The organism is Grimontia indica, assembly GCF_000333895.2.
Lineage (GTDB): Bacteria > Pseudomonadota > Gammaproteobacteria > Enterobacterales > Vibrionaceae > Enterovibrio > Enterovibrio indicus.
Genome location: NZ_ANFM02000011.1, coordinates 68,628 through 93,601 on the forward strand (window position 1 = coordinate 68,628; position 24,974 = coordinate 93,601).

Here is a 24,974-nt window from a genome sequence, read left to right on the forward strand (position 1 = left end):
TCACGGATGGCTTGAACCACCCGTTATTCTCAATAATACCAATGAAAAACTACAGGAGTTGTCGATGAAACCCTGGTCTAAGTTTGTGCTGGGAAGCGCACTGTCCTTCTCTCTTTTCTCTCACGCTGCGATTGCAGAAGAAGAGCTCTATTTCTACAACTGGTCTGAATACATTCCTACCGAAGTGCTTGAGCAGTTCACAGAGGAAACTGGCATCAAAGTCATTTACTCAACCTACGAGTCAAATGAAAGCATGTATGCAAAATTGAAAACACACCCTGAAGGTTACGATCTGGTTGTGCCATCGACTTACTATGTGAAGAAGATGCGCGACGAAGGCATGCTGCAAAAAATCGATAAAAGCAAACTTAGCCACTTCGACGGCCTTGATCCAAACAACCTGAACAAGCCGTTTGACCCAGATAACCAATACTCTATCCCTTACATTTGGGGCGCTACAGGTATTGGTGTAAATACAGACTTTATTGAAAAAGATTCTGTTAGCTCATGGGCCGACCTTTGGAGTCCTAACTACGAAGGCCAACTGCTGATGATGGATGACGCTCGTGAATTCTTCCATATCGCTCTGACCAAACTCGGCTACTCGGCTAACACCACCAACCCGGAAGAAATCAAAGCGGCTTACGAAGAGCTGAAGAAGATCATGCCAAACGTGCTGGTGTTCAACTCAGACTTCCCAGCAAACCCTTATATGGCAGGTGAAGTTGCACTGGGTATGCTTTGGAACGGTTCTGCTTACATCGCTCGTAGCGAAGGCGCACCTGTAGACATCGTATGGCCGGAAGAAGGCGCGATTTTCTGGATGGATAGCCTCGCGATCCCTGCAACGGCTAAAAACGTGGACGCTGCACACAAGATGATCGATTTCCTGCTTCGTCCAGAGAATGCAGCGAAACTGGCTATCGAAATCGGTTACCCAACACCGGTTAAAGCGGCTTACCCTCTCCTGCCGAAGGCGTTCAAAGACGACCCAAGCGTTTATCCACCACAAGATGTGATGGAAAAAGGTGAATGGCAAAGCTCAGTTGGCGAAGCGAATGTGCTTTATGAAGAGTACTTCCAGAAGTTGAAAGCGGGTCAGTAACACACAAAAAGCGGCCAGTGGCCGCTTTTTAATCTATTGTTAACGGCAAGTTAATCCTGAAGCGCCAAGATCTCCCCGACCAGTTCTGGTACAAGAATACTCGCCTTTCCATAGCGCTTTTCATCAAATTCGCTCTCTACTGCACTTGGCTCCAGATTCACTTCAATCGTTCTCGCACCATTAATGGCCGCTTCGTGCACAAACCCTGCAGCAGGATAAACAGAGCCCGACGTACCAATCGAAATAAACAGGTCTGCTTCTACCAAAGCGGTATGGATCTTGTCCATATCAAGTGGCATTTCACCAAACCAGACAACATGTGGCCTCATGGGCGATGGCATTTGGCAGCAATGACATAGGTCATCGACCATGATGTCATCTTTCCAGTCCAACACCTGATTAGAGCCACTACAGCGCGCTTTCAATAATTCGCCATGCATATGGATAATGTTTTCGCTTCCTGCGCGCTCATGAAGATTGTCGATGTTTTGCGTAACGACCATCACCGAACCTTCAAGCTCCCGTTCCAGCTTTGCCAATGCTTCGTGAGCAGGGTTGGGAGCAACACCAGACTGAAGCTGTCGGCGTCGCTGATTGTAAAAGGTTTGCACCAATGCTGGGTTTCTCGCGAAACCTTCCGGTGTGGCAACGTCTTCGATGTGATGCTCTTCCCATAAACCATCTTGCGCCCGAAAGGTACGAATCCCCGACTCCGCCGAGATACCTGCACCAGTCAATATGACAATGTTTTTATAGGGAAATTGCATGTTGGGCTTCCTTTCTGGTCGTGATTTCTGCGCGCTTATTCGTGTCATTCTTTGGCTAGCGCTTTAATCCTTTATATCACTGTTGGTATTGGCAAAACAGGGTGACGGGACTAGACCATGGTCGAAATTCCACATAAAACAAGATTTAACGAGAGAAACCAGAAATATGTCTTATATTTAATAAGTGTCCCAAACATGAATCGGAACGACTAATTGCGACCGCTCAAACTCACATTACTTGCCGCTTCAGCAGCTACATTAGCTTCAGGTCATGCTGCGGCTAATGAGCACGTCAAGGTCAGTGGGTTCGGAAATATATCTGCCATTCACTCAGGCTCCGAAGATTTTGGTTTCGTTTATGACCTAACCAAAGAAGGTGTCTTTGACGAGTGGAGCCTTAAAGCGGGTTCTGCGGTCGGATTACAACTTAATGCCAATCTCTTCGATAATTGGGACTTCGTGATTCAGGGGGTTGTTCAGGAACGCATAGAAAACGATTTAAATAAGAGCATTACCTGGGCCTTTCTTCGATACAAAATCTCTCCAGATGTGACCGTCAGAGTCGGACGTATCGCCACTCCGATTTATATGTTGTCAGAATACCGCGATGTAGGTTTTGCTTACCTATGGACAAAGCCTATCACGGATTTCTACGCCAATATTCCTGTTACCAGCTTGAATGGTGGTGACATTGCTTACACCACCCCATTCGCAGATGGCGTCATAGAAGCCAAAGTGTTTGGTGGGCAGTCCGAAGTATCCATAAACACCGTATTTAGCTCGTACGAGGTGACATTGTCACCTCTGGTGGGAGCAAAGGTTAGTTTTCTGTCTGATCTATGGAACCTCTCAGCGTCGGCAGCCTCGGCCAAAGTTGATGAGGGAAACCCAGCGGCGTCTTTGATCGCTTTAGCTGGAGGGAACACGCAAATTTTAGCAGCGTGGCCCTCACTTCAAGGCACATTGCAGGACTTTGAATTTGAATCAACATGGTTTCGCTACTATTCGATTGGCGCTCAATATGAAACCGGAGACTGGAACGTACAAACCGAATTGAGTTATACGGATGCAGACTGGCCTTTCTTTCCAGATTTGATGGCGGGATATACCAGCCTTGGAAAAACAGTTGATGACCTCACCATTTACGGTTTCGTTTCAAAAGCAAAATCAGTAGGCAACTTCTACGAATTAGAACCACCACCTGGCAACGTTTTATCAGTGCCAGAGATCAGTTCTGCATATGGGGTAATCAAGTCCAACCTAGATGCACGAGTGATCGACCAGGAGACGCTCGGTGTTGGAGCGCGTTATTACATCAATCCACAGCTATCACTAAAAGGACAAATAGAAAGAACTTGGTTGAACAACGATAGGATCGGGGGCTGGTCAGTAACTGAAAAAAGCCTAACAAAGCCAGTACCTGAATACATCGATACCTTCTCTATAAGCCTGAGTTTTGTGTTCTGACATGAAAAGATTTGTATTCGCGATACTCACATTGATATGGCTAGCATGGTCTCCAGGAGTCCGTGCAGAGTTGGTTGTGGTTGTGAATGCAGAAAACCCGCTAAGCTCTTTGTCCTCTCGGCAGTTGATAGATTTGTACATGGGTCGTTACAACTCCTATCCAAATGGAGAATCAGCGAACACAACCGATCTTCCCGAAAAAAGCAAAGAACGTGAGTATTTTTATCGGATGCTAGTCGGCAAATCAGCTGCGCAAATTAACGCTTACTGGGCAAGGTTACTTTTTACTGGTAAGTCAGAGCCTCCACAGACCGTTCGTTCTTCCGCTGACGTCATTGCTTTAGTAAAAGATAACAAGAATGCGATTGCTTATATCAACGAAGCCGATCTGGTTGATGGTTTGAAAGTGGTATATCGATTTGAAAATACTCAATAAACGCATACACATTCGGGTTGCCACCGGGGTGGCCACAGGGGCGCTACTCTTCTCGATCTTCGCTTCCATCACTTGGTTCTACATCTCCTACCACCAGGAAGTTGACCGGTCACGCAGCCAGATACGCCAGGTTATCACCACCATTGAGCAAACTGCCTCGATAGCGATGTATTTAGGTAACAAAGAACTGGCAGAAGAAGTACTTAGAGGGCTTGAGGCGAATGACATTATTTCTGCCGCGCGACTAACTAGCCAAGATGGGTTATCCGCCTCGTTTTCCGGAAACAGCGAACTTGACCAAACCGACACAGCCATCATTTTTCCTATTATTTCTCCTTTTGATGAAAACGAATTCGTTGGTGATCTTTTGGTGTACCCAAACCAAAGGTATATCGAAAACAATGCGATATCGTTGGCAAAGATTCAGGTTATCGTACTGGTTTTCTATTCGGTGATCATCGCCCTGCTTACTCTGGTTATCGTCAACCGCATCCTGACGGAGCCAATGAAAAACATCGCGAACCGCTTCCACTTAATAACCCCCGGCGACGCCACAAGGATTGATGTGCCTATCGGCCACAAAGAAAACGAAATAGGTGCGCTGGTTGGCGACATCAATGGCCTGTTAGACGCCGTAAACAACCAGATAGACAATGAGCGGGAGCTAAGGGCAGAAACGGAAAATCTCTCTAAAAAATTCCGCTTTATATTCGAGCGCGCCAGTGCCGGCATTGGTTTAATCGATGCCAGCAATAAACTCATCGTTGCCAATCCAGCGCTACTTAGGCTGCTTGGTCAAACCTTTATCGTCGATGCAGAGCGATTCAATAAGACTGACTTCACCAGTTACTTCAACGACCCTGCCGAAATTAAAGAGTTCATTGAAGAGTTTTGGCTCAAGCCAGGTAACCAGTTCAGCGCCATGGACATTCAACTTAAACACAAAGTCCGTGCCGCCGACCGCTGGGTGCATTGTCTGTTTTCAAAAGTCGAAGACATTAATAATCCCGATGATAGCCTGCTTGAAATCGTGCTTTATGACATCACCGAGCGCGCCGAACGAGAGCAAAACATTATCTATGAAGCAGAACATGACCCAATTACCCAACTGCTCAACAGACGGGCTGGCATGGCGAAATTGGAAGTGTCTCTGGAAGAAGCTGAAAAGAAACAGCGTAAGTTTGCGTTACTGATGATTGACTTGGATGGCTTTAAACATGTTAACGACACATACGGGCATGATGCGGGTGATAAGGTGATTATTGAAGTTGCTAAACGCATCAAGCAATTCTTCCGTGGATCAGATGTCGTCGCCCGTTGGGGCGGTGATGAGTTCTTGATTGGCTTCTCTTACAACCCGAATTATGAAACGGCCGTGTCTGATATCGCGTCAGACCTCCAGTTCCAGATTGCCCTTCCTGTAGAAATCGGCCACGAACAGACTGCCTGTGTCGGTTCAAGTATCGGTATCAGTGTTTATCCCGATAACGATGAGACCATCAGTGCTCTCATTGAACAAGCCGATGAAGCCATGTACTACGTGAAAAATAACGGTAAAAACTTCTTCCGTTTCTATACAGCAGAAGAAGCGACCGCATCTGCAAATCGTTAAACTATCTCAACAAGGAAATAGACCCTTACTCTCCTACTCTGTATTCTGCCTTGAATCTTCAAATGGAATGGAAGCTTGTTGATGCATCCCCTTAGAGTGTCTGTGCGGGCTGTCTGCTATCACGAAAATACGATTTTGCTGGCTGAACACCGCGATGAACGCGGCCTTTGGTACATCATTCCCGGTGGCGGTATACAACACAATGAAACGCTGGACGTTGCCTTTAAACGAGAACTGCTAGAGGAAACCGGTGGCGAAGCAGACATGGGAGACATTCTGTTTGTTCGCGAAGTCATTGCTGATGAATTAGACACCACTTACCTTCCTAAACACCTTCATCAAATTGAATTGTTTGTGGAAGCGACTAACTTTCGTCAGGTAACAGAAGCCTCCGAACTCGACAAAGACCAGATTGGAATGGTTTGGATGCCTCTTAATAAGTTGCCTGAATTATTGTTTTTTCCGAAAACCATGGTCAAAGCACTGCAAACAAAATCCTTCGATCGCATATATCAAGGACACATTCTGTAACTGGCTAGACCATTTAGTACTATTCACTCAGTTACAATGCCCAGCAAGATTAACAGTGGACATCCACCAAAAGAGATCATGCAGTTAAATAACTACTTCAGCCAAAAAGATGGCCAGTTCGTTTTCACTCGCCAGCAAGCCAGCCATTTCGCCAAACTCGTTGCCGGTGACTTTAACCCAATACACGATGAAGACTCGAAGCGATTCTGTGTTCCTGGTGACCTTCTGTTCTCTGTTCTCCTCGCAAAAGCGGGTATCAGTCAGAACATGAAAGTGAGCTTCGCAGGCATGATCTCCGATAACCTTGGTCTCAATATTCGTGAAGACGACAACGGGAACCTCGATGTGGTCGACGCGAATGATAAATGCTATCTCACCATGCACCGTGAAGGTGAAAACCTTGTTGACGAGAAGCTTGCGGCAAACGTCGCTGAAAACTATGTGAAGTTTTCCGGCATGAACTTTCCACACATCATGGTTCCTTTGATGGAAGAAAGCGGCATGATGATCAATCCAGACCGCCCGCTGGTGATGTATGAGAGCATGGAGCTCAATTTCAAGCACCTTAATTTCTCTAACCCTACTGTAGAGCTGACCCACTCCAGCATGGAAGTTTCAGGTAAGCGTGGAGCTGTCATTTTGGCTTTCGCCTTTAAAGAAAATGGTGAAGTGATTGGCGAAGGGAAAAAGAAAATGGTGTGTAGCGGCTTAAGAGAATTTGAAACAACAGCAGTCGATGCGCTAGTTGATAAATTTAACAGCCGAAAATCCGAATTTTTATCAGAACTGCCTGCATAACCTGTACGACATACCATATGAACCCCGATTCATTCGGGGTTTTTTATTTGCGTCAATGTCTTATGTTCAATATTTAGTCACACTTTTCACACACTGTTCTATATTTAACTTATCAATAGCGCGCTGGAGTTAAATATGGCAACTGCGAATCTACTCTCTCATATCGATAAGCTCCCAAAGATTCCAAAGGTCGTTCAGGAACTGATGGATTTGGTGAACAGTGACGGTTCTGACATGAACCAAATCTCTGAAAAAATGGCAATGGATCAGGTGATCAGTGCCCGCGTGTTACGCCTGTCGAATTCTGCTCATTTTGGACGTGGAAGAAGCGTTAGTTCCGTCGACGAAGCTGTTATTCGCCTTGGACTTGGCCCAATTAGAACCTTGGTGACAGCATCAGCGCTGATGAGTACCTTCCCCAAAATTGAAGGACTGGACTTAAATGCCTTTTGGGGCTCCACATTCGAAGTCGCGACCTTATGTAAATCCGTGGCTAGAGAATTGAAGGCGGACCAAAACGAAGCCTTTACGGCGGGTATGCTTCATAACATCGGCGACCTGCTGATTTACACCGTTTATCCTGATAAAGCCCAGAAGGTGGAGTTACACATGGAAGCGGGTAAAACCAAGCCCGAGGCGCAACAAATCGTCCTAAATACCGACAATGCAGAGCTTGGCGGTCAACTGGCAAGAAGTTGGAAATTCGCAGATACCCTCGTCGATGCAATCGCTCACCAATACGGGGCTGTTCAAGGCGACAACTTTTCTCAATTGGCTGCTATTATCAACTTCTCATCAAAAGTCGATGATAAATGGGATGATCTTGTAGATGGCGAAGCCAAAATAACCTGGCTTAATCATCAACTGGAATACAGCATGCTTGGCCTGAATGAAAGCATTGTAGAGACCATAGATGACATCCGCGGTGCAGGTCGAGAAATGGCAGACTCGCTGCTGTAGGCCTTTCCCAACAACACCTTGAAAAGCGCCTTTTGGCGCTTTTCGCACATCTAGCATCCATTAAGGCATTTTTGGAAACAATAAATTCATTTAATGCTATTTATCGAAAGGTGGTCGGTGCATATTCTCAAATTCTAATAATTAGAAAATCCAGTCTCCGAAAGAGTGACTAGAACTCAATGAAAGCAATGTCGCGAGGACAGCAAATGGAACAACCTCGGATTTACCCTGCAAAGCCACGGAAGGTTTACCTCTACGCCACTTGTCTGGTGGATGCTTTTGACCCTGACACTGGGTTAGATGCTATATCTCTGTTAGAGCAACAAGGCATAGACGTCGAGTTTGTTCCTAAACAAACCTGTTGTGGACAGCCTGCTTACAGCTCGGGCTATACGGAAGAAGCCAGAGCCGTTGCTGAACACCAAATGGCTCTGTTTCCAGAAAACATTCCCGTGGTCATTCTTTCCGGCTCCTGTGGTGGCATGATGGTTCATCACTATCCTCGCCTGTTTAAAGATCATCCCCTTGAAGCTACCGCAAAGTCTTTTTCGGCACGTGTTTTTGAGCTCACCGAGTTTCTGGCCAATGTCTGTCGCGCACAATTCAAAGACCAAGGAGAACAAACCACCGTCGCTATGCATACCTCTTGTGCCGCACGACGAGAAATGAACGTACACGTTTACACCGCACATTTGCTGGGACAACTCGACAATGTGGAAGTGAAACATCCCCAGTATGAAGAAGAGTGCTGCGGATTCGGTGGCACTTTCTCTGTTCGCCATCCGAACATCAGTGAAGCCATGGTGGATGACAAATCAAACAACCTGAAAAACACCGGCGGCGTTGAATTCGTCAGCGCAGATTGGGGTTGCATGCTCAATATCAATGGCGCGTTGGAATACAAAGGCAAAACCTTCAAGGGTAAACATATCGCCCGTTTTTTGGCCGAGCGCACCAGAACCGCAGGAGGTGAACAATGAGTCACAATACGCCTGAACATTTCCACCTGCAGGCACAAGAAGCGCTGGGTGACAAAGAGCTTCGACAGAATTTCCGTGGAGCGATGGACTACCTTCGTGGCAAACGGCGTGACGCCTTTCCTGATGCAGCCGAAGAGAAAGCCGTACGTGACCGGGCTGAAGCCATTCGTCAACGCTGTTTAAGCAAGCTTCCAGAGCTTTTGGATAAGCTAGAAACTCAGCTCACCCGTAACGGCATTCATGTTCATTGGGCACTCAATGCAGACGAGGCCAATGCAATTTTCAGTGAAATTGCAGAGAAACACCAAGCCACGCTCATGGTGAAGGGGAAATCTATGGTGAGTGAGGAAATTGCCCTCAACCACCACATGGAAAAGCAAGGTGTACGCTGTTTGGAAAGCGACATGGGCGAGTACATTGTGCAATTGGATGGAGATACCCCTTCGCACATCATCATGCCCGCGATTCACAAGAACAAGCAGCAGGTGTCGGACACCTTCGAGCATAACCTCGAGGATTTTAAGCCAACGACAGATGTCGATACCTTAATTCAAACTGGCCGCAATGCTCTTCGCGAGGCCTATCAAGAAGCTGAGATTGGTGTTTCAGGTGTTAACTTTGCAGTCGCTGAAACTGGCACACTTTGTTTGGTCGAGAACGAAGGCAACGGTCGCATGTGTACCACTATTCCCAGCGTCCATATTGCCATTACAGGTATCGAAAAGGTGGTCGAGTTCCTGTCTGACGTACCACCGCTCTACAGTGCCCTAACCCGTTCCGCCACTGGCCAGAACATCACAACATACTTCAATATGATCAGCAGTCCACGTAAAGAGGGCGAGTTCGATGGCCCTAAAGAAGTCCACCTTATTTTGTTGGACAATGGCCGGACTCAGGCTTATCACGACGAAGAACTGCGTAAAACACTCCAATGTATTCGCTGTGGTGCTTGCATGAACCACTGTCCGGTTTATACCCGCATTGGCGGCCACGCCTACGGAACAGTCTATCCTGGCCCCATAGGGAAGATTATCTCTCCGCATCTGATGGGAATAGACAGTACCAAAGAGCTGATTACCGCATCCAGTTTATGCGGTGCTTGTGAGGAAGTGTGTCCGGTTCGCATTCCTATCCCTTCCCTGCTCCAGCGTTTGCGTCAGGAATCTAAGAACAAGCCGGAAACGAGTCATGATGCTTTAAAGGGACAAAATGCGGCCAGCAATACGCTAGAAAAGGCTGCGATGAAAAGTTTCGCTTTCGCCGCCACTCACCCATCGCTCTACCACTCAGGCCTCGATGCCGCGAGAAAGATGAACGGACTCATCCCGAATCATCTCGGTAACTGGACGCAGTGTCGCGTGAAGCCGAAACTCGCCAAAACCTCGCTTAAAACCAAGCTCGCACAGCGCAACGGAGGCCAAAAATGAAAGCACAGAGTCAACAAGCCCGCGCTTCAATCTTCGCTAAGTTGAACGCGGCACCACGAGCGCCGAAAAGCAATGAATTGCCAGCGTGGCAAGCCTGGTCATCGGAAAACAGTCAAACACGCGTTGAACGCTTACTGGGATGCATGGAGGCAAGCCACACGGAAATTATCCGCACCGAGAAAGGAAGCATTGAGACTGCGTTGACAGAATGCATTCAAAGTAATGGATTCGGCAAAGTGCTGTTTTCGAAAAACAGTCCGTTGAAGGAGGCCGTCGCAAATCAATGCTCTAACGCAACGGCGATGAAATATGACCAAACTATGGAAGCGCTGAAAACCACCTTGTTCCAAGAGGTCGATGCCAGCGTTAATGTGATTAAAGCCGCTATTGCCGATACTGGCACCCTCGCCATTGTTACTGGCGAAGACGAACCGCGAGCCCTGTCACTGGTTCCCCCTGTTCATATTGCTATCCTTCATGAATCTGACATTGTGTCTAATTTCAGCGAGTTAATGGCTTCTACTTTTTGGAAAGAAGCGGGATGGGAGACCCAACCACCAACCAATTTGGTATTGGTTTCTGGCCCTTCAAAAACAGCAGATATCCAACAGACACTCGCCTACGGCGCTCACGGACCGAAGCGCCTGATCCTGATTTTGGTTAAGGAGTAACCATGAGCCAAACATTGGCTGACTCAATCTACAATACCCTTCATGAAGCGCTGCAACAAAGGATTCCACTGCAACGCCTCATCACGGATGAAACCCGTCGTTTAGCTTATGGTACGGATGCCAGCTTCTATCGTTTAATCCCTAAAATTGTCGCGCAGGCGGATGATTTAGAGGATGTGATTTTCATCATTCAAACCTGCGGCGAACTGAATGTTCCGTTCACCTTCCGCGCGGCAGGCACCAGCCTTTCCGGTCAAGCAGTGTCTGATTCGGTGTTAATTACGCTCACAGATAACTGGCGTAACCACACCATTCTCGAAGACGGTGAGAAAATCCGGCTACAGCCAGGTGTGATCGGTGCAGATGCCAACCGCTATCTCGCCCCTTTTGACCGAAAGATCGGGCCAGATCCTGCCTCTATCAATAGTTGCAAAATCGGAGGTATTGCGGCGAACAACGCCAGTGGCATGTGCTGTGGTACTGCACAGAACACCTATAAAACCGTCGAGTCGATGAAGATCGTTTTTCACGATGGAGCCCTTCTCGATACTGCAAATAGCCAATCGATCGACCAATTTAAACAAAGCCACCAGCATCTGATTGAAGGTATTCAGTCACTCTGTGATTGCGTGAACGCGAATGACGAATTGAAGTCACGTATCGCTCATAAATACCGCTTAAAAAACACCACCGGCTATGCACTCAACGCTTTGATTGACTTCACTGATCCTATTGATGTGCTCACGCACTTGATGGTGGGTTCTGAAGGCACATTGGGCTTTATTGCAGAGATCACTTACCACACTGTGGTGGAGCACCCGAACAAAGCATCAACCTTGTTGGTATTTAACGATATCGAAACCGCATCCCATGCCGTCACCGCCCTTTCTAAAACGCCCGTTTCTTCGGTAGAAATGATGGATGGGCGCGCGCTGCGCTCCGTAGCCGACAAGCCCAACATGCCAGACTTTCTGCCGTCGCTAACGCTCGAACATTGCGCCTTGCTGGTGGAGTCCCGCGCCGCGGATCAGGAAACGCTCGACCAGCAATGCGACGCTATTCTCTCGTCCATCGCTCAATATGAAGTGCCACATCAAGTCGAATTCACCTCAGACGCTCACACCGTCGCAACATTATGGGGGATTCGTAAAGGCATGTTCCCTGCCGTTGGCGCTGTCCGTGAAGCGGGTACAACGGTAATTATCGAAGATGTCGCCTTCCCCGTTGAACGTCTAGCATCAGGCGTGCGTGAACTGCAGGCATTGTTTACCCAATACGATTACCACGAAGCTATCATCTTCGGCCATGCACTTGAGGGTAACCTGCACTTTGTCTTCACACAGGGGTTTGATTGCGAAAAAGAAGTTGAACGCTATGGCAAATTTATGGACGACGTAGCGCAACTCGTTGCCGTGAAATATGGCGGCTCTTTGAAAGCAGAACACGGTACAGGCCGTAACATGGCGCCTTATGTCGAATTAGAATGGGGAACTGATGCCTATTCACTGATGCAACGCATTAAAACCTTGTTCGACCCCAAAAGGTTGCTTAATCCCGGCGTGATCATCAATGATGACCCTAATGCTCACGTAAAAAACCTGAAACCCATGCCAAAAGCGGATGATCTTGTTGATCGTTGCATCGAATGTGGCTTCTGTGAGGCTGTCTGCCCTTCGAGAACCCTTTCGCTCTCACCTCGTCAACGTATCGTTATTTATCGCGAGTTGAGCCGTCTCGAGCGCGAAGGCAATACAGAAAGACACGCAGAGCTTCAAAAGGCATTCGACTACTTGGGGGTAGATACCTGCGCCGCAACGGGGTTATGTGCTGACCGCTGCCCTGTCGGTATCAATACCGGCGATCTCATCAAGAAAGTACGCACAGAAAAGTACAAACGCTTCACGCCGATTGCGACTTGGACGGCAGATCATTTCTCCGCAGTTACAGCCATGACTCGATTCGGTCTAAGCGCCAATAGAGTGATGCAGAAAACGCTGGGCCAAAAAGCGCTCGGCTCGACCGTCAATGGACTTAGTAAATTGACCAAAGGGAGAACCCCAAGGTGGCATGAGAGCTTTCCTGTTGCTAATAGTGCCCCAGTCGAGCCATCTGCCATAGCTAAAGAGAAAAAAGTCGTTTACTTCCCTTCCTGTGCCTCACGCAATATGGGCAATGAAGTGACCAGTGATGACAAACGCTCACTGACTGAGGTGACATTGTCACTTCTTGAGCGTGCGGGATATCAAGTCATTACACCAAACTCACTCAAATCTCTCTGTTGCGGTATGCCTTATGACAGTAAAGGCATGAATTCTATCGCCAAGAACAAAAGCCAAGAACTGGAAGCCGTACTTTGGCATGCCAGCCAGCACGGGACACTCCCGGTTCTGATGGATACCAGTCCCTGCACCAAACTCAGTAAGGAACACTTTTCCCAAACCATGAATATCATGGAGCCTGCAGGCTTTATCCTGAAGCACCTTATTGATGAGCTGGATATCCAGCCACTGGATGAAACCGTCATGCTTCATATCACCTGTAGTTCGAGACGTATGGGATTAGCAGAGACTGTGCTCAAAGCCACTAAAGCGTGCGCAAAGGAAGTGATTGTGCCTGAGCATATTGAGTGTTGTGGCTTTGCTGGCGACAAAGGCTTCTTCACGCCTGAGCTCAATGAGTCTGCTCTTTCACCGCTCAAAGCTCAGATACCAGATGGTTGTATGCGGGGATTCAGCAACAGTAGAACGTGTGAGATTGGATTAACTCATCACAGCGGTATTCCATATCGCAACATCTTGTACCTATTGGATGAGGCTTCCACGCCAACAAACTAAATAGATTGATTTTTACTCACCAAAGAGCAGCGGACAACGTCTCTGCTCTTTATCTCTTTTAACTGTCTCCTCATCACGATCACGCCTGATCAATTTATATCCATACAAATCTCGCAAGTACTACAAAAATCCATTCGTTTTCTGGTATGCTTTAAAGACCAGTTAACCATCAATCTGCTTTTGTTTTTAGTCGACGCTATCGCGAAGAAAGTAAAAGGCTTGCCCATTATGTCTCTGTTATTTTTGGATAATGAACACAAACTAAGAAATAAAACCAAAAAAGAAATTCTTGCTGAAAAAATATTGGAAATGATTTTCACTGGACTATTGAGAGACGGTGACGAGCTCCCCAGCGAACGAGAACTCTCAAACACTTTTGGTGTAAGTAGAGAAACGGTTCGCGGCTCATTAGGGCTGATATCCGAGTTCGGCTTGCTTAACATCTCACACGGTGCAAAAACAACCATTAACAGAACAACAGACCTCCTACAAAAATGTCAGGAGCTGAATCCCAGCCTGTCAGATCTTCAGATAAACAATCATGATATAGATACCGTATTTGAAACCCGAAAAATCATTGAACGGGCGATCGTTAGAAAAGCGACTCTGAATATCGATGAGTTTGGCCTCAAGACCATGGCCTCGCTGCTTGAACAACAACAAAAGCTCTTCGACCAACCCGTCCATTTTCAACTGTCTGATAAACAGTTCCACCGTTTAATTGCCGAATGCGTTCCTAACGAATTACTCAACAAATACGCCCAAGAGCTCTATGCCTTTGGCCTTCAATTCAGGCGCGTTGTGCTGTCTGTCGATGGAAGCATCGAGAAGAGTTATAAAGAACACGTGAGGATATATCAGGCTTTAGAAAACCGAGACCCAGACAGAGCGGAAGAGATGATGGTCAACCACCTCAATAGCGTTTACGACACTACACTAGAGGTAATGCGTGGTAAAAGTGGTTTTTGAGCGTGTAGAGATACCCAAACAACCTGGAGATGTAGGCTTCAGCGAGTTTGGGTATATTACTCTTCGTATGGCCGCTTACTAAATCTGTTGCCAGGGTGAGACCGGCTAAAGCCCCATATAGCGTGGTACGTATCTATCCAACGGTGCTGGAGACTGAATAGCACATACGCACCAACCATGAATACTTCCATAACAAGCAACAAAATATAAGCCCAGGCGCCAAGGTTGAAGAGAAAGAATCCTGTGTACAAACATAGATGTGAGACTATTAGAACAACATAGCCCATCGATTTGTGTAACCACTCAAAGAGCCGACGATACAGCGTCATGTTGTAGTGATCGCCATACCACATGTTTCTGGGCACAGGATTCCCGTCATCATCAACAGGTCCTCCTTTTGTTCCCCTTGCCCAGCCATATCCTCCCTGAATAACTGATAGTGCCAACACTGCTATGCCTACCTTTGCATGTAGGGTTGAAAGGTCAAAACCGCCAATACTCCAAACACTTAATCCAAATGCAATGATAGACAAAACAATAACACCGGCATGACCTAACCAGTGAGTGACCCACCAAAACTTGTTATCGAGAGCAATTGGAAAGTTTTGCCCAGGGGTAACCTTGAAATAACGTGTGACTGTAATAATGATTGGAGACAAGACCCCCCAGCTCAGTACCAGTAAAAGCGCATGAAGGATAATAAGGTTTGAAAAGCTTCTTTGCGTTTGCTCACCACTCTCAAAATGAATTTGCTGTACCCCATATTCTGGGTGGAGGCCAAACGACTTGTTCCCACCAACGGCCCACAATAAGTCAGTAAATTGAGATGGATTAATCACCACGTCCATGCTGTCGCCGGTATCCAGCATGCGTTCAAATACCAGTATGGTCTCGTTATCTTTGAACTCAATGGATGAGCCGGTGATATTCTGTTCAGGGTCGTCATTGATATCGACCTGAAGTCTGCCCGACATGTGACTATCCACAACGAGAGCCTTATCTATGTATCCAATAACCGCATCGGCATTTGTCATCGTCTTACCGAAGCCAAGTCCAATCCAGACTTCGCCAGGATGAAACGCTTTAATTTTTATGGCCTCGTCATCCAACGACCAGCAGAGAGTGAGGTCACTGTCGATAAGCCTTGCCTGATTCTGGTACGTATTACACTGCGTCGCTTCCTCTGCATTAGATAAGAAAGAAAACAGCATAAGAATTGTCAGTAAAAGTTTCACCGTTCTCCTCCTTCCTGAAGTGACTGAAAGTATGCCGTCATTGCATTCGCGTCTTCATCGCTGAGCTTTGAGGTAATCTCGTCAACCACAAGTGCCATCTCTCCACCAGTGTAGTTTCCGTCTGGTAACAACCCTGTTTTCAAAAAGCGACGCCAATCCTCTTTGGACCACTCTCCGAGCGCATCTGAGGAATTCATCAAACTCGGCGCTGGATTGAATTCTCCTATTTCCACACCATGCATCCATTCGTCACGCACAATGCCTCCCAAAGCATCCCTTGGGGTATGGCACTCGCCACAGTGGCCCAGTGCTTCCACTAAATATGCTCCACGCAATAGTTCAGGAGATACCGAGTTTCTCAATGAAAAAGCGATGTCGTCGTGGCCGGCATAGAGGGCATTCCAAATTCCTAGCCCAGAGCGGATGCTAAAGGGAAACGGGAGTTCCTTCTCTTCTACTTTTTCGGCCACTGGAGCAATGCTGGCATCGATATATGCTTTAAGGTCAACGATATCTTGGTCGCTCATACGCGAATATGTGGTGTATGGAAATGCCGGATAGTAAAAATGACCATCAGGTGAAATACCCTTTCTCATCGCCCCTTCAAACTCGGCGACACTCCATTTCCCAATACCAAAGGACTCGTCCGGCGTGATATTGGAAGATAAAAGCGTCCCAAATGGCGTTTTTATCCTCTTCCCACCCGCTGCAGCTTTTGCGCTATTCCCCAAACCCGTATGACACGCTGCGCATCCGGACAAATGATAAACATACTCGCCATTTTTTATGTCTGGGGTCAGTAAAGCGAGATCAGGATTTTTAGCATCTATAGCGATATTGGGGTAAACGAGTAACGTGACAAATATGCACGCCCCCATGGCTAACACAATCGATGCAAATGCAATCACCCTTTTCTGCCAACGACACAGAGGTTTGATAGCGAGTTTGTCTAACAACCACCTCATTGCTACCCCTTCACAGCACCGGCAGTCATCCCCGAGATAATCTGTTTCGACGCAATAAAGGTAAAGATGATGGGTGGAATCGCCAACAGCACACCCATGGCCATGATGGCCCCCCAGTCAATGTTGTATTCCGTCAATGAATTCACAATATACACGGGGGTTGTCCTCGTACTTCGGTCCGAAATAGCGTTGGCAATAAGGAACTCATTCCATGCAATTCTGAATGTGAAGATCGAAGCTGCGGCTAAACCTGGTTGAATCACGGGCAAGATGATGTGGAAAAAAACCTGGAAGGGATTTGCACCATCCATCCTTGCTGCTTCCTCTAACTGAATGGGTATCTGAGTAATGAAGCTCTGCAATATCCATATAACAAATGGTAAGTTCATCGCTGTGTAGATGAGAACAATACCGTTGAGAGTGCCATCAATCTGATAATCGAAAGTCCATATACCGAAGACAGGAACCAGCAACACAGCCGGTGGAACCATTCGCATCACCAACGTCGTCATTGAGACCACATCCCTGCCGAAGAACCGATACCGCACAATGGCATAAGCTGCCATGCAACCCGCCACTAACGTTATCGCAGTTGATACGATAGCCACATACAGTGAATTACTGACGTTGTTCACCAACGAACGGTCATCAAGCATAGTTGCGTAGTTCTGCAACGTTGGAATAAAAAACCATGCCGTGCTATCGCTCATGATGTCCACTTTCAACTTGAAAGACGTCATGAACATCAGGACGATCGGCCCCAATGAAAAAACGACAAGTGAGAGGAGTACCGAGTAGTACAGGACCGTGTTTACTGTGCTTCGTTTCATGTCCCAATCTCCCTAATACTTCTCTGCTGCAGCTTTCATTTTGCTGCTACGTGTTTCACGCATTTTGTTAAAGACAAACATCACAATGGTGATGATTAACACCAAGCCCAGAAGCATGTTTGAAAGTGCTGCTGCAAGACCAAGCTCTTGACTATCGGTGACCGTTTTAAAAATCCTCAGGGACAGTATTTCAGTTGATAACCCTGGCCCGCCATTGGTAAGGATCATGATGACTTCCAGTACCTTGAATGCATCGATCAGCCTCAGTAGCAACGTAACGATAAGAACAGGAAGCATAAGTGGAATCTTGATGTGCCAAATCAAATTCCAGTTGTTCGCCCCATCCAGGCGCGCGGCTTCTACCACGGAGCTAGACAGAGACTGGAGTGCCGCCAAGGAAAGGATCATGACAAAGGGGGTCCACTGCCAGATGTCCGCGAGAATGATAGAAAACAGAGACCAAGACGGATCGGACAACCAAGGGACACTCTCAAAGCCCATGGCATTAAGCATTTTGTTAAATATTCCAAACTGCGGGTTGTACATGTAGCGCCAAACTAAGCCAACGGCGATGGGGGCAATCATCATTGGGAGAATGAATATCGTCCGGTAAACGGACATCCCCTTCATTGGCCTTTCCAGCATCAACGCCAAACCAACACCTAATGCCATCTCCAGTAGCACGACGGTGAAAGCGAAAGTGACAGTGACAAAGAAAGATTCTAAAAATCCAGCGTCCTGAAGCAGCCAAATATAATTATCCAGCCCTGCAAATTCGGCATCGGAAAAAGGCTGGCTTGGTCTCCAGTCAAAGAAGCTGGCAAACATCATGTAGCCGACCGGATAGACCAGGGCGAAAACCAGAATGACTGCTGCAGGTGCCATGAATAGGTAAGGGGCAGCGTTATTAAGGAAGTGACGTAATGTCCGCCGCTCCGTTTTTTCGCTTTTGCCCAACGACAATGAACTCATAATTTGCATTTTCCAGTTCCGTTGGATAGTTAGAGGCAGGCGGTTAGCCTGCCTCCCTATTTTTATTGATAAGTGTAATAGCCTGCTTTTTCCATGATCGATTTGGCGGTGTTGTTAGTTCTATCCAACGCCTCCTCGATAGTGATTTCTCCCGTCATCGCTTTGGATAGATTGGTGCCCAACTCAGTATTAATTTGCCCCCATACAGGGATGATTGGTCGCCAGTCGGGGTCGGCGTCCTTGAGCGCCTCTCCGAAAATTTCCATTTGGGGGAATTTAGCGACGACGTCAGGATCTTGGTGAGTAGAGAAACGTGATGGGTTGCCCCCTGCTAGCGCGATCATCTTGTCTGCTTCCTTGGAGGTCAGCCATTGCATCAATAAGAACGCCGCATCTTTATTTTGAGCATTTTTAGGAATAGCCAGACCAAACCCACCGGTTTGCGAAGCCCGTCGCTCACCCATAGGGTGTTTTGCCCAACCAACCTTACCTACGATTTTTGATTTCTCTGGATCGTCAACTTCTCCAGCCACAATTGTCGTGTCTAGATACATCGCAGCCTTTCCTTGCAAGAAAGCATTTTTCGCTTCAGACAATCCAAACGACGTACCACCTTCGGGGCCACACTCTAGAATTTTCTTGAGCGCTTCAGCGGCTTTGATGCCTTCTGGGCTATTGATGGTGGGATTCCACTCGTCATCGAATATCCTCCCACCCAACGGTGCTAGGTGGAGCAGATAAGCATGAGAAATTTGGTGCCCTGATTTACCACGTGTCGCTAAGCCAACCATTCCTGGTTCGAGTTCTTGTATTTTACAAGTGGTCTCAAGTAGCTCTTCATAAGTTTCAGGCACTTTAAGGCCATGCTTGTCAAAAATGTCTTTCCTATAGCCAAGTACGGAGGTTTCAGAGCCAAATGGAATACCGAACAAAGCACCTGTAGGGCCCGGTAGGTAACCTTTCTTACCCCCAGCAACACCTACGTTTTGAACGTAGCCATCAATGAGGTCATCGGCATCATAGTTGGGATCAGACAGCTTTGGATTCATGAAGAAGCGAGCAAGCGGCTCTATCTGGTCAGCTGATACATAATCCGCTTTTGAGAAAACAACATAAGCGATCAGATCGTAGTCACCTTTCCTTTTTGTAAGCTCCAGTGTTTGCTTCTGGCGCATGGCCAAATACTGAAGTTGGTCGACTTCAACATCTATCCCAGTTTGCTTTTCAAATTCCGGGAGCACCTTCATCACGGCATCATAGTGAGGGTGTGCTGGGAAATTCACGACCAATGTTTCACCCTCATATGGCTTGTAAGGGTTCGCTAGCGAACTGGCCGAAAACATCATTCCTGTGCAAGCCAGCAACGAAATGGCACAACTCTTCAGATTTCTTGCATTCCTTAACATTTCTCCTCCCGCATAACTGCTTGGGGTAATTGGTGAGTAATGAATAACACTTCCCTGTCTTCGATCAGTTGTCTGGGTAAAGTGCTTTTTCGGTTTTTGCATCGAAGATATAGAGGTCTGAATACTTGAAGTAAAAATCAACGTACTCGTCTCTCTTAGGCAAACATTCGGATGTCACTTCAATAGCAACCCGGTTGCCGCCGATTTCAGAAACAATGATGGAGTTAGAACCGCAGTACTCTGTAACTAGTACTGGGAGGCTTATTTTGTTCGCATGTTCCAGAGGCTTTGTAGAAAATGAAGACGGACGAACACCTACATAGACAGAAGATGATGGTAGTTGTTTTATTTTATGCTCAAGCACCGGATCTACTTGGAATTGAAAGCCATCACCGTCAATAAAGATCCCGTCTTCTGTTTGCCTTACTTCGCCAGATAAGAAGTTCATTGAAGGCGAACCCATAAAGCCCGCAACAAATTTGTTCACCGGTCGGCAAAAAAGTTCTTCTGGCGTGCCGTGTTGCTGAACGTACCCGTCGTTCATGACCACAATTCTATCTCCTAGCGTCATGGCCTCTATCTGATCATGGGTAACGTAGATAATGTTTTTGTTGACCTTTTTTCTCATAAGAATGAGCTCAGCACGCATCTGCGCTCTCAGCTTTGCATCGAGGTTGGAAAGAGGTTCATCCATCAGCAACGTAGAAGCATCACGTGCCAAGGCTCTTCCCATTGCGACACGTTGGCGCTGTCCTCCCGACAATTCCCCTGGCTTACGATGGAGCAGATGATCAAGACCAAGCATTTCAGAAACGCTTCTTACCCGTTGGGCAATTTCGGCTTTGTCCACTTTGGCAAGGCGAAGCGCGAAAGAGAGGTTCTTCTCTACGTTCATGTGCGGATAAAGCGCATAGTCTTGGAACACCATGGCAAGGTCTCTATCTCTCGGCTCTAGTTGGCTTACCTCTCTATCACCTATATAGATGTCGCCAGAAGAGACTCTCTCTAAACCGGCAATCATGCGAAGTGTTGTTGATTTACCGCAACCCGATGGGCCGACTAACACGGTGAACTCGTTGTCTTCAAAGGTCAGGTCCAGCCCATGGATGACTTCGACGTGTTCGTAACGTTTCACGAGTTCTTTAATTCTGATTTGAGGCATGTTCAGTCCTTGAAAATGTAACAACCAACCTGCGGTGCTTTTGTCTCGAGAAGTAAAAGAACAACTTCACCTCTCAGTCTGCTGTCGCCCAGAAAAACGAGCTTAAGCGTAACTGGTCTATTAAAAGTACCAGAAGAATTCATTTTCAGATCGTCGCCTGATCATTTTTTGTTCATAATTGGCTTTTGATCAAATTTGATAACGCAATACATGAATGATTTATTGTTGATGAGACGATTAACAATATTCTTTAATTATTTTTGGTTAAAAATCGACAATCCATATTTTAATCCTTTAATAACAATATTTTAAATTTGTAACATTGGTATTTCAACGCATGTTGGTAATAATGCCATCAGTAAATATCAATAACTTATCCGGCAATATATCTCCAAAAGTCTACATAAACTGTGGTTAAAACTAGTAAGAGCCTGTCTTTTCACCTTGTCAGACAAAATATCAACTGGTACGTTTTAAATACCATTTAGTGTAAATATTGAGCACCCAGCAGCGACCCATACCGCCGAGAACATGCCTCACAGAACTCAGCGCGTTGGTGGGATCCGACAGGGAAAAGCGGATAACAGGAAAGATAGAATGGCGAGAAATGAGCCAATAGTGGCGGTGACATTGGGGGATCCATCAGGTATCGGCCCCGAATTAGTTGTAAAGAACTTTGCAGACCCTCACTTCGATCGCGGACGATGCAAAATCGTGATCGTTGGAGACGAATGGCTGTTTAGCAAAGCGCAGAAGAACGTCGGTGTCCAAATAGACACGGCACACATCGCCAATCTTGATGATTTAGCGCAAGCCTGTGAAAACAAGATTTACTTCCTGCCAATCAACACGATGGCGGAAGAATCTTTGCAGGTTGCTGTTGCAAACAAAGCAAGCGGAAGATCAGTACTCGATGCACTTTCTCTCTGTCTCGAGGCCGCGCGAGACGGAAAGATAGACGCCATCTGCTTTGCCCCACTCAACAAACATGCCATGAAATTGGCTGGAATGGCTTTTGAAGACGAACTCCATTTTTTCGCGGATTTTCTAGATGTCGATAACTACTTTTGTGAGTTCAATACGTTAGATGGCATCTGGACATCCAGAATTTCATCACACGTTCCCCTGACAGATATCTCACAGTACATAACGAGCGAACGTATCGTCTACGCAGGCTGTTTAATCAGCGATAGCCTCATCAAAGCCGGTATCTCCAATCCAAGAATAGCGGTAGCAGCACTAAATCCTCACGGTGGTGATGGCGGTACGTGTGGCAGAGAAGAGATCGACATCATAGCTCCAGCGGTCAGTCTCCTGAAAGAGATGAACGTCAACGCATACGGTCCATTCCCAGCAGACACCATATTTCTGAAAGTCAGGGACGGTGAATACGATGCGGTTGTCACCATGTACCACGACCAAGGACAGATCGCTATAAAACTGTTGGGCTTTGAAAATGGCGTGACTGTCCAAGGTGGGCTCCCTATTCCTATTACTACCCCAGCTCACGGAACGGCTTTCGACATCGCCGGAGAAAACAAAGCCAACTTTAATGCCATGCGCAAAGCATTCAATTTAGCCTGTGTCATGGGTGAATCACAATTTAGGGAAAATCCTCCTCCAATCGATGATCTTAAAGAGGGAAGCCAATGAAAATTACATCGATTAAAACCCGAGTTTTCGAGTGGAAGGGTCACACTGTTCCACCCTCTTCTAACTTCTGTTCGAACGCAACAGATATGCTTTGGCGTTCAGGCGATTCAATGGGCACATTCCGCTTTCATGATTGGGCGGTAGTGGAGATACAAACAGATACCGGTATTGTCGGCATCGGTAATGTCGCCCTGGCACCGCGCATCGCTAAAAACATCATTGACCATTACCTGGCTCCACTTGTCATCGGTCATGATCCTTTTGACTACGAGCATATTTGGCAAAGCATGTATCGCTCCACCATTGCTTGGGGGCGCAAAGGAATCGGTATGGCCGCTATTTCTGCCATTGATATCGCTATATGGGATGTCATGGGCAAAGCCACGAATAAACCGGTATTTAAACTGCTTGGAGGCAGAACGAAGGAAAAAATCCCTGTTTATGCCTCAAAGCTGTACCGAACTGACTTAGATGAAATGCAAAGAGAAGCGCAGTCTTATCTGGATCAAGGCTTCAACATGATGAAAATGCGTTTCGGTTACGGCCCAAACGACGGCCCTCAAGGCGTTAAACAAAACCTAATGTCCGTTGAAGCAGTTCGGGAAGTTATCGGCTACGACAATGATTTGATGCTTGAATGCTACATGGGTTGGAATCTGGAATACGCGAAGCGCATCTTGCCAAAACTTGAGCGCTTTGAACCGAGGTGGTTAGAAGAGCCAGTGATCCCAGATGATATCGACGGTTATGCTGAACTTAATCAGTTGACGAGTATCCCGATTTCCGGTGGAGAGCATGAATTTACCAGTCATGGTTTCAAGCAATTGTTAGACAAAAGAGCAATTTCTGTCATTCAGTACGATACCAATCGCGTCGGTGGTATCACAGCCGCACGTAAAATTAATGCCTTAGCCGAGGTTTATAGCGTACCTGTCATTCCTCATGCGGGGCAAATGCACAATTACCACCTGACGATGTCCACACTGGCGTCTCCTATTGCAGAGTTCTTCCCTGTTCATGATGTAGAAGTTGGTAACGAACTCTTCTACTACATATTTGAAGGCGACCCTGCTCCCGTCAATGGATATCTGGATTTAGATGACAATATGCCTGGGTTGGGCTTGTCAATATCAACCAAATATTTGGACCACTTTAATATCATCGGATAGGTGCCAACATGACCCACTATCGTGTAATCCAATTTCTGTCGAACGAAGGGCCTTGCTTAGCAAAGGTTATTAATGCTGACGAGGTGATACCTCTAAAGAAGACACTGACCACCTATGACGTAGCTTTAATGGCTTTAAAAGGCTCAATACCATTAACATCCTTGATTGACGGTTTGTTGTCGGATAAAGCCATCAGCTATCAGCAACTGATTGATGAAGGTCTGATTCTTCCTCCTTTTCATCATCCGGACGATGCCCACGCCTTTGTCACGGGCACTGGCCTAACTCACTTAGGCAGCGCGGACACACGTTCTTCGATGCATAGCAAAATCCAGCAGGATGAGTCGACACTGACGGACTCCATGAAGATGTTCAAGATGGGCATAGAAGACGGTATCGCGACAAAGACACGTTATGCCTCTCAACCCGAATGGTTTTACAAAGGAAACGGCAGTATTGTCCAAATGCCATTTGGTGCGATGGCCTCCCCTTCTTTCGCGCAAGATGCAGGGGAAGAGCCCGAACTCGTAGGCGCATATATTAATGACGGTCTTGGGAACCCCCATCGCATCGGCTTTGCAATAGGAAACGAATTTTCTGACCATGTCACCGAGCGTCACAACTACCTGTGGCTAGCGCATTCCAAACTCCGGAATTGTAGCTTTGGACCAGAACTGCTGATTGGCGAAATTCCGGAGAGTCTTGAAGGTACCAGCAGGATTCTTAGAAATGGCGAAGTCATCTGGGAAAAGCCATTTGTGACAGGCGAAAGCAATATGTCCCACAACATCCGTAATCTTGAACATCACCATTTCAAGTACAGTCTTTTCCGTCGTCCCGGTGACGTCAATATACACTTTTTCGGTACGTCGACGCTCAGCTTTGCAGATTCGGTAAAGACCATAGACGGTGACGTGTTTGAAATTGAAGTGCCTGAGTTCGGCAGACCACTGAGCAACAAATTGGTGCAGGAAAGCCCAAGTACAGACTCAGTTGTGATTGTTGATGTGATGTATTGAAGGGAT

The 24,974-nt window shown here is 46.8% G+C and carries 22 protein-coding genes; 15 read left to right on the plus strand and 7 right to left on the minus strand.

Annotation, left to right across the window (positions count from 1 at the left end):
* Positions 1-64: 64 nt before the first annotated feature.
* Positions 65-1,105 (plus strand): extracellular solute-binding protein, encoded by a 1,041-nt coding sequence (locus D515_RS06485; protein ID WP_002537170.1) that lies wholly within the window; start codon positions 65-67, stop codon positions 1,103-1,105.
* 50 nt (positions 1,106-1,155) lie between these two features.
* Here the strand turns inward: D515_RS06485 and cobB are convergent, their stop codons facing one another.
* Positions 1,156-1,872: a Sir2 family NAD+-dependent deacetylase gene (gene cobB, locus D515_RS06490; RefSeq protein ID WP_002537172.1), complete on the minus strand. Its 717-nt coding sequence runs from the start codon at positions 1,870-1,872 to the stop codon at positions 1,156-1,158.
* A 213-nt stretch (positions 1,873-2,085) separates the two neighbouring features.
* Here cobB and D515_RS06495 point away from each other — a divergent pair, with 213 nt between their 5' ends.
* From D515_RS06495 to D515_RS06545, 11 genes are all read left to right on the plus strand, one after another.
* A complete protein-coding gene (locus tag D515_RS06495) occupies positions 2,086-3,339 on the plus strand; it encodes a porin (protein ID WP_002537173.1) in 1,254 nt (417 codons plus the stop codon).
* Between the two features lie 139 nt (positions 3,340-3,478).
* A complete protein-coding gene (locus tag D515_RS06500) occupies positions 3,479-3,775 on the plus strand; it encodes a hypothetical protein (protein ID WP_239643948.1) in 297 nt (98 codons plus the stop codon).
* Positions 3,759-5,387, plus strand: a complete 1,629-nt coding sequence (locus D515_RS06505; protein WP_039849708.1) for a sensor domain-containing diguanylate cyclase — start codon at positions 3,759-3,761, stop codon at positions 5,385-5,387. The genes D515_RS06500 and D515_RS06505 overlap by 17 nt, the downstream gene beginning before the upstream one ends.
* An 81-nt stretch (positions 5,388-5,468) precedes the next feature.
* Positions 5,469-5,918 (plus strand): NUDIX domain-containing protein, encoded by a 450-nt coding sequence (locus D515_RS06510; protein ID WP_002537178.1) that lies wholly within the window; start codon positions 5,469-5,471, stop codon positions 5,916-5,918.
* Positions 5,919-5,996: 78 nt separating this feature from the next.
* On the plus strand, positions 5,997-6,716 hold the full coding sequence (locus tag D515_RS06515; protein ID WP_002537180.1) for a DUF3581 family protein: 720 nt from the start codon (positions 5,997-5,999) through the stop codon (positions 6,714-6,716).
* Positions 6,717-6,851: 135 nt separating this feature from the next.
* Positions 6,852-7,676 carry an HDOD domain-containing protein gene (locus D515_RS06520; protein WP_039849709.1) on the plus strand — a complete coding sequence of 275 codons (825 nt, stop codon included), beginning with the start codon at positions 6,852-6,854 and terminating at the stop codon, positions 7,674-7,676.
* Between the two features lie 206 nt (positions 7,677-7,882).
* Positions 7,883-8,656, plus strand: a complete 774-nt coding sequence (locus tag D515_RS06525) for a (Fe-S)-binding protein (protein WP_002537185.1) — start codon at positions 7,883-7,885, stop codon at positions 8,654-8,656.
* Complete coding sequence (locus tag D515_RS06530) at positions 8,653-10,083, plus strand: LutB/LldF family L-lactate oxidation iron-sulfur protein (protein ID WP_002537187.1); 1,431 nt, start codon at positions 8,653-8,655, stop codon at positions 10,081-10,083. Before D515_RS06525 ends, D515_RS06530 begins: the two co-directional genes overlap by 4 nt.
* Positions 10,080-10,754 carry a LutC/YkgG family protein gene (locus tag D515_RS06535; RefSeq protein WP_002537189.1) on the plus strand — a complete coding sequence of 225 codons (675 nt, stop codon included), beginning with the start codon at positions 10,080-10,082 and terminating at the stop codon, positions 10,752-10,754. The genes D515_RS06530 and D515_RS06535 overlap by 4 nt, the downstream gene beginning before the upstream one ends.
* Positions 10,755-10,756: 2 nt before the next feature.
* Positions 10,757-13,588: an FAD-binding and (Fe-S)-binding domain-containing protein gene (locus D515_RS06540; protein WP_002537190.1), complete on the plus strand. Its 2,832-nt coding sequence runs from the start codon at positions 10,757-10,759 to the stop codon at positions 13,586-13,588.
* A gap of 243 nt (positions 13,589-13,831) precedes the next feature.
* On the plus strand, positions 13,832-14,557 hold the full coding sequence (locus tag D515_RS06545) for a FadR/GntR family transcriptional regulator (RefSeq protein ID WP_239643949.1): 726 nt from the start codon (positions 13,832-13,834) through the stop codon (positions 14,555-14,557).
* A 56-nt stretch (positions 14,558-14,613) separates the two neighbouring features.
* Here the strand turns inward: D515_RS06545 and D515_RS06550 are convergent, their stop codons facing one another.
* The 6 genes from D515_RS06550 to D515_RS06575 form a co-directional block, all read right to left on the minus strand.
* A complete protein-coding gene (locus D515_RS06550; protein WP_002537193.1) occupies positions 14,614-15,792 on the minus strand; it encodes a cytochrome and DOMON domain-containing protein in 1,179 nt (392 codons plus the stop codon).
* A complete protein-coding gene (locus D515_RS06555) occupies positions 15,789-16,757 on the minus strand; it encodes a cytochrome c (protein WP_002537196.1) in 969 nt (322 codons plus the stop codon). The genes D515_RS06550 and D515_RS06555 overlap by 4 nt, the downstream gene beginning before the upstream one ends.
* Before the next feature lie 2 nt (positions 16,758-16,759).
* Positions 16,760-17,587 carry a carbohydrate ABC transporter permease gene (locus D515_RS06560; RefSeq protein WP_002537198.1) on the minus strand — a complete coding sequence of 276 codons (828 nt, stop codon included), beginning with the start codon at positions 17,585-17,587 and terminating at the stop codon, positions 16,760-16,762.
* A gap of 12 nt (positions 17,588-17,599) precedes the next feature.
* Entirely contained in the window at positions 17,600-18,568 is a 969-nt protein-coding gene (locus D515_RS06565; protein WP_002537200.1) for a carbohydrate ABC transporter permease, read from the minus strand.
* 53 nt (positions 18,569-18,621) lie between these two features.
* Positions 18,622-19,965, minus strand: coding sequence for an extracellular solute-binding protein (locus D515_RS06570; protein WP_039849710.1), 1,344 nt, complete (start codon positions 19,963-19,965; stop codon positions 18,622-18,624).
* A gap of 64 nt (positions 19,966-20,029) precedes the next feature.
* Positions 20,030-21,127 (minus strand): ABC transporter ATP-binding protein, encoded by a 1,098-nt coding sequence (locus tag D515_RS06575; RefSeq protein ID WP_002537204.1) that lies wholly within the window; start codon positions 21,125-21,127, stop codon positions 20,030-20,032.
* 597 nt (positions 21,128-21,724) lie between these two features.
* Between D515_RS06575 and D515_RS06580 the strand changes: the two genes are divergently transcribed.
* The 3 genes from D515_RS06580 to araD1 are packed head-to-tail and all read left to right on the plus strand — an operon-like array spanning position 21,725 to position 24,968.
* Positions 21,725-22,780, plus strand: coding sequence for a 4-hydroxythreonine-4-phosphate dehydrogenase PdxA (locus D515_RS06580; protein ID WP_002537206.1), 1,056 nt, complete (start codon positions 21,725-21,727; stop codon positions 22,778-22,780).
* Positions 22,777-23,949, plus strand: coding sequence for an L-rhamnonate dehydratase (locus D515_RS06585; RefSeq protein WP_002537208.1), 1,173 nt, complete (start codon positions 22,777-22,779; stop codon positions 23,947-23,949). Before D515_RS06580 ends, D515_RS06585 begins: the two co-directional genes overlap by 4 nt.
* 8 nt (positions 23,950-23,957) lie before the next feature.
* Positions 23,958-24,968, plus strand: a complete 1,011-nt coding sequence (gene araD1 / locus D515_RS06590; RefSeq protein WP_002537211.1) for an AraD1 family protein — start codon at positions 23,958-23,960, stop codon at positions 24,966-24,968.
* Positions 24,969-24,974 lie beyond the last annotated feature (6 nt).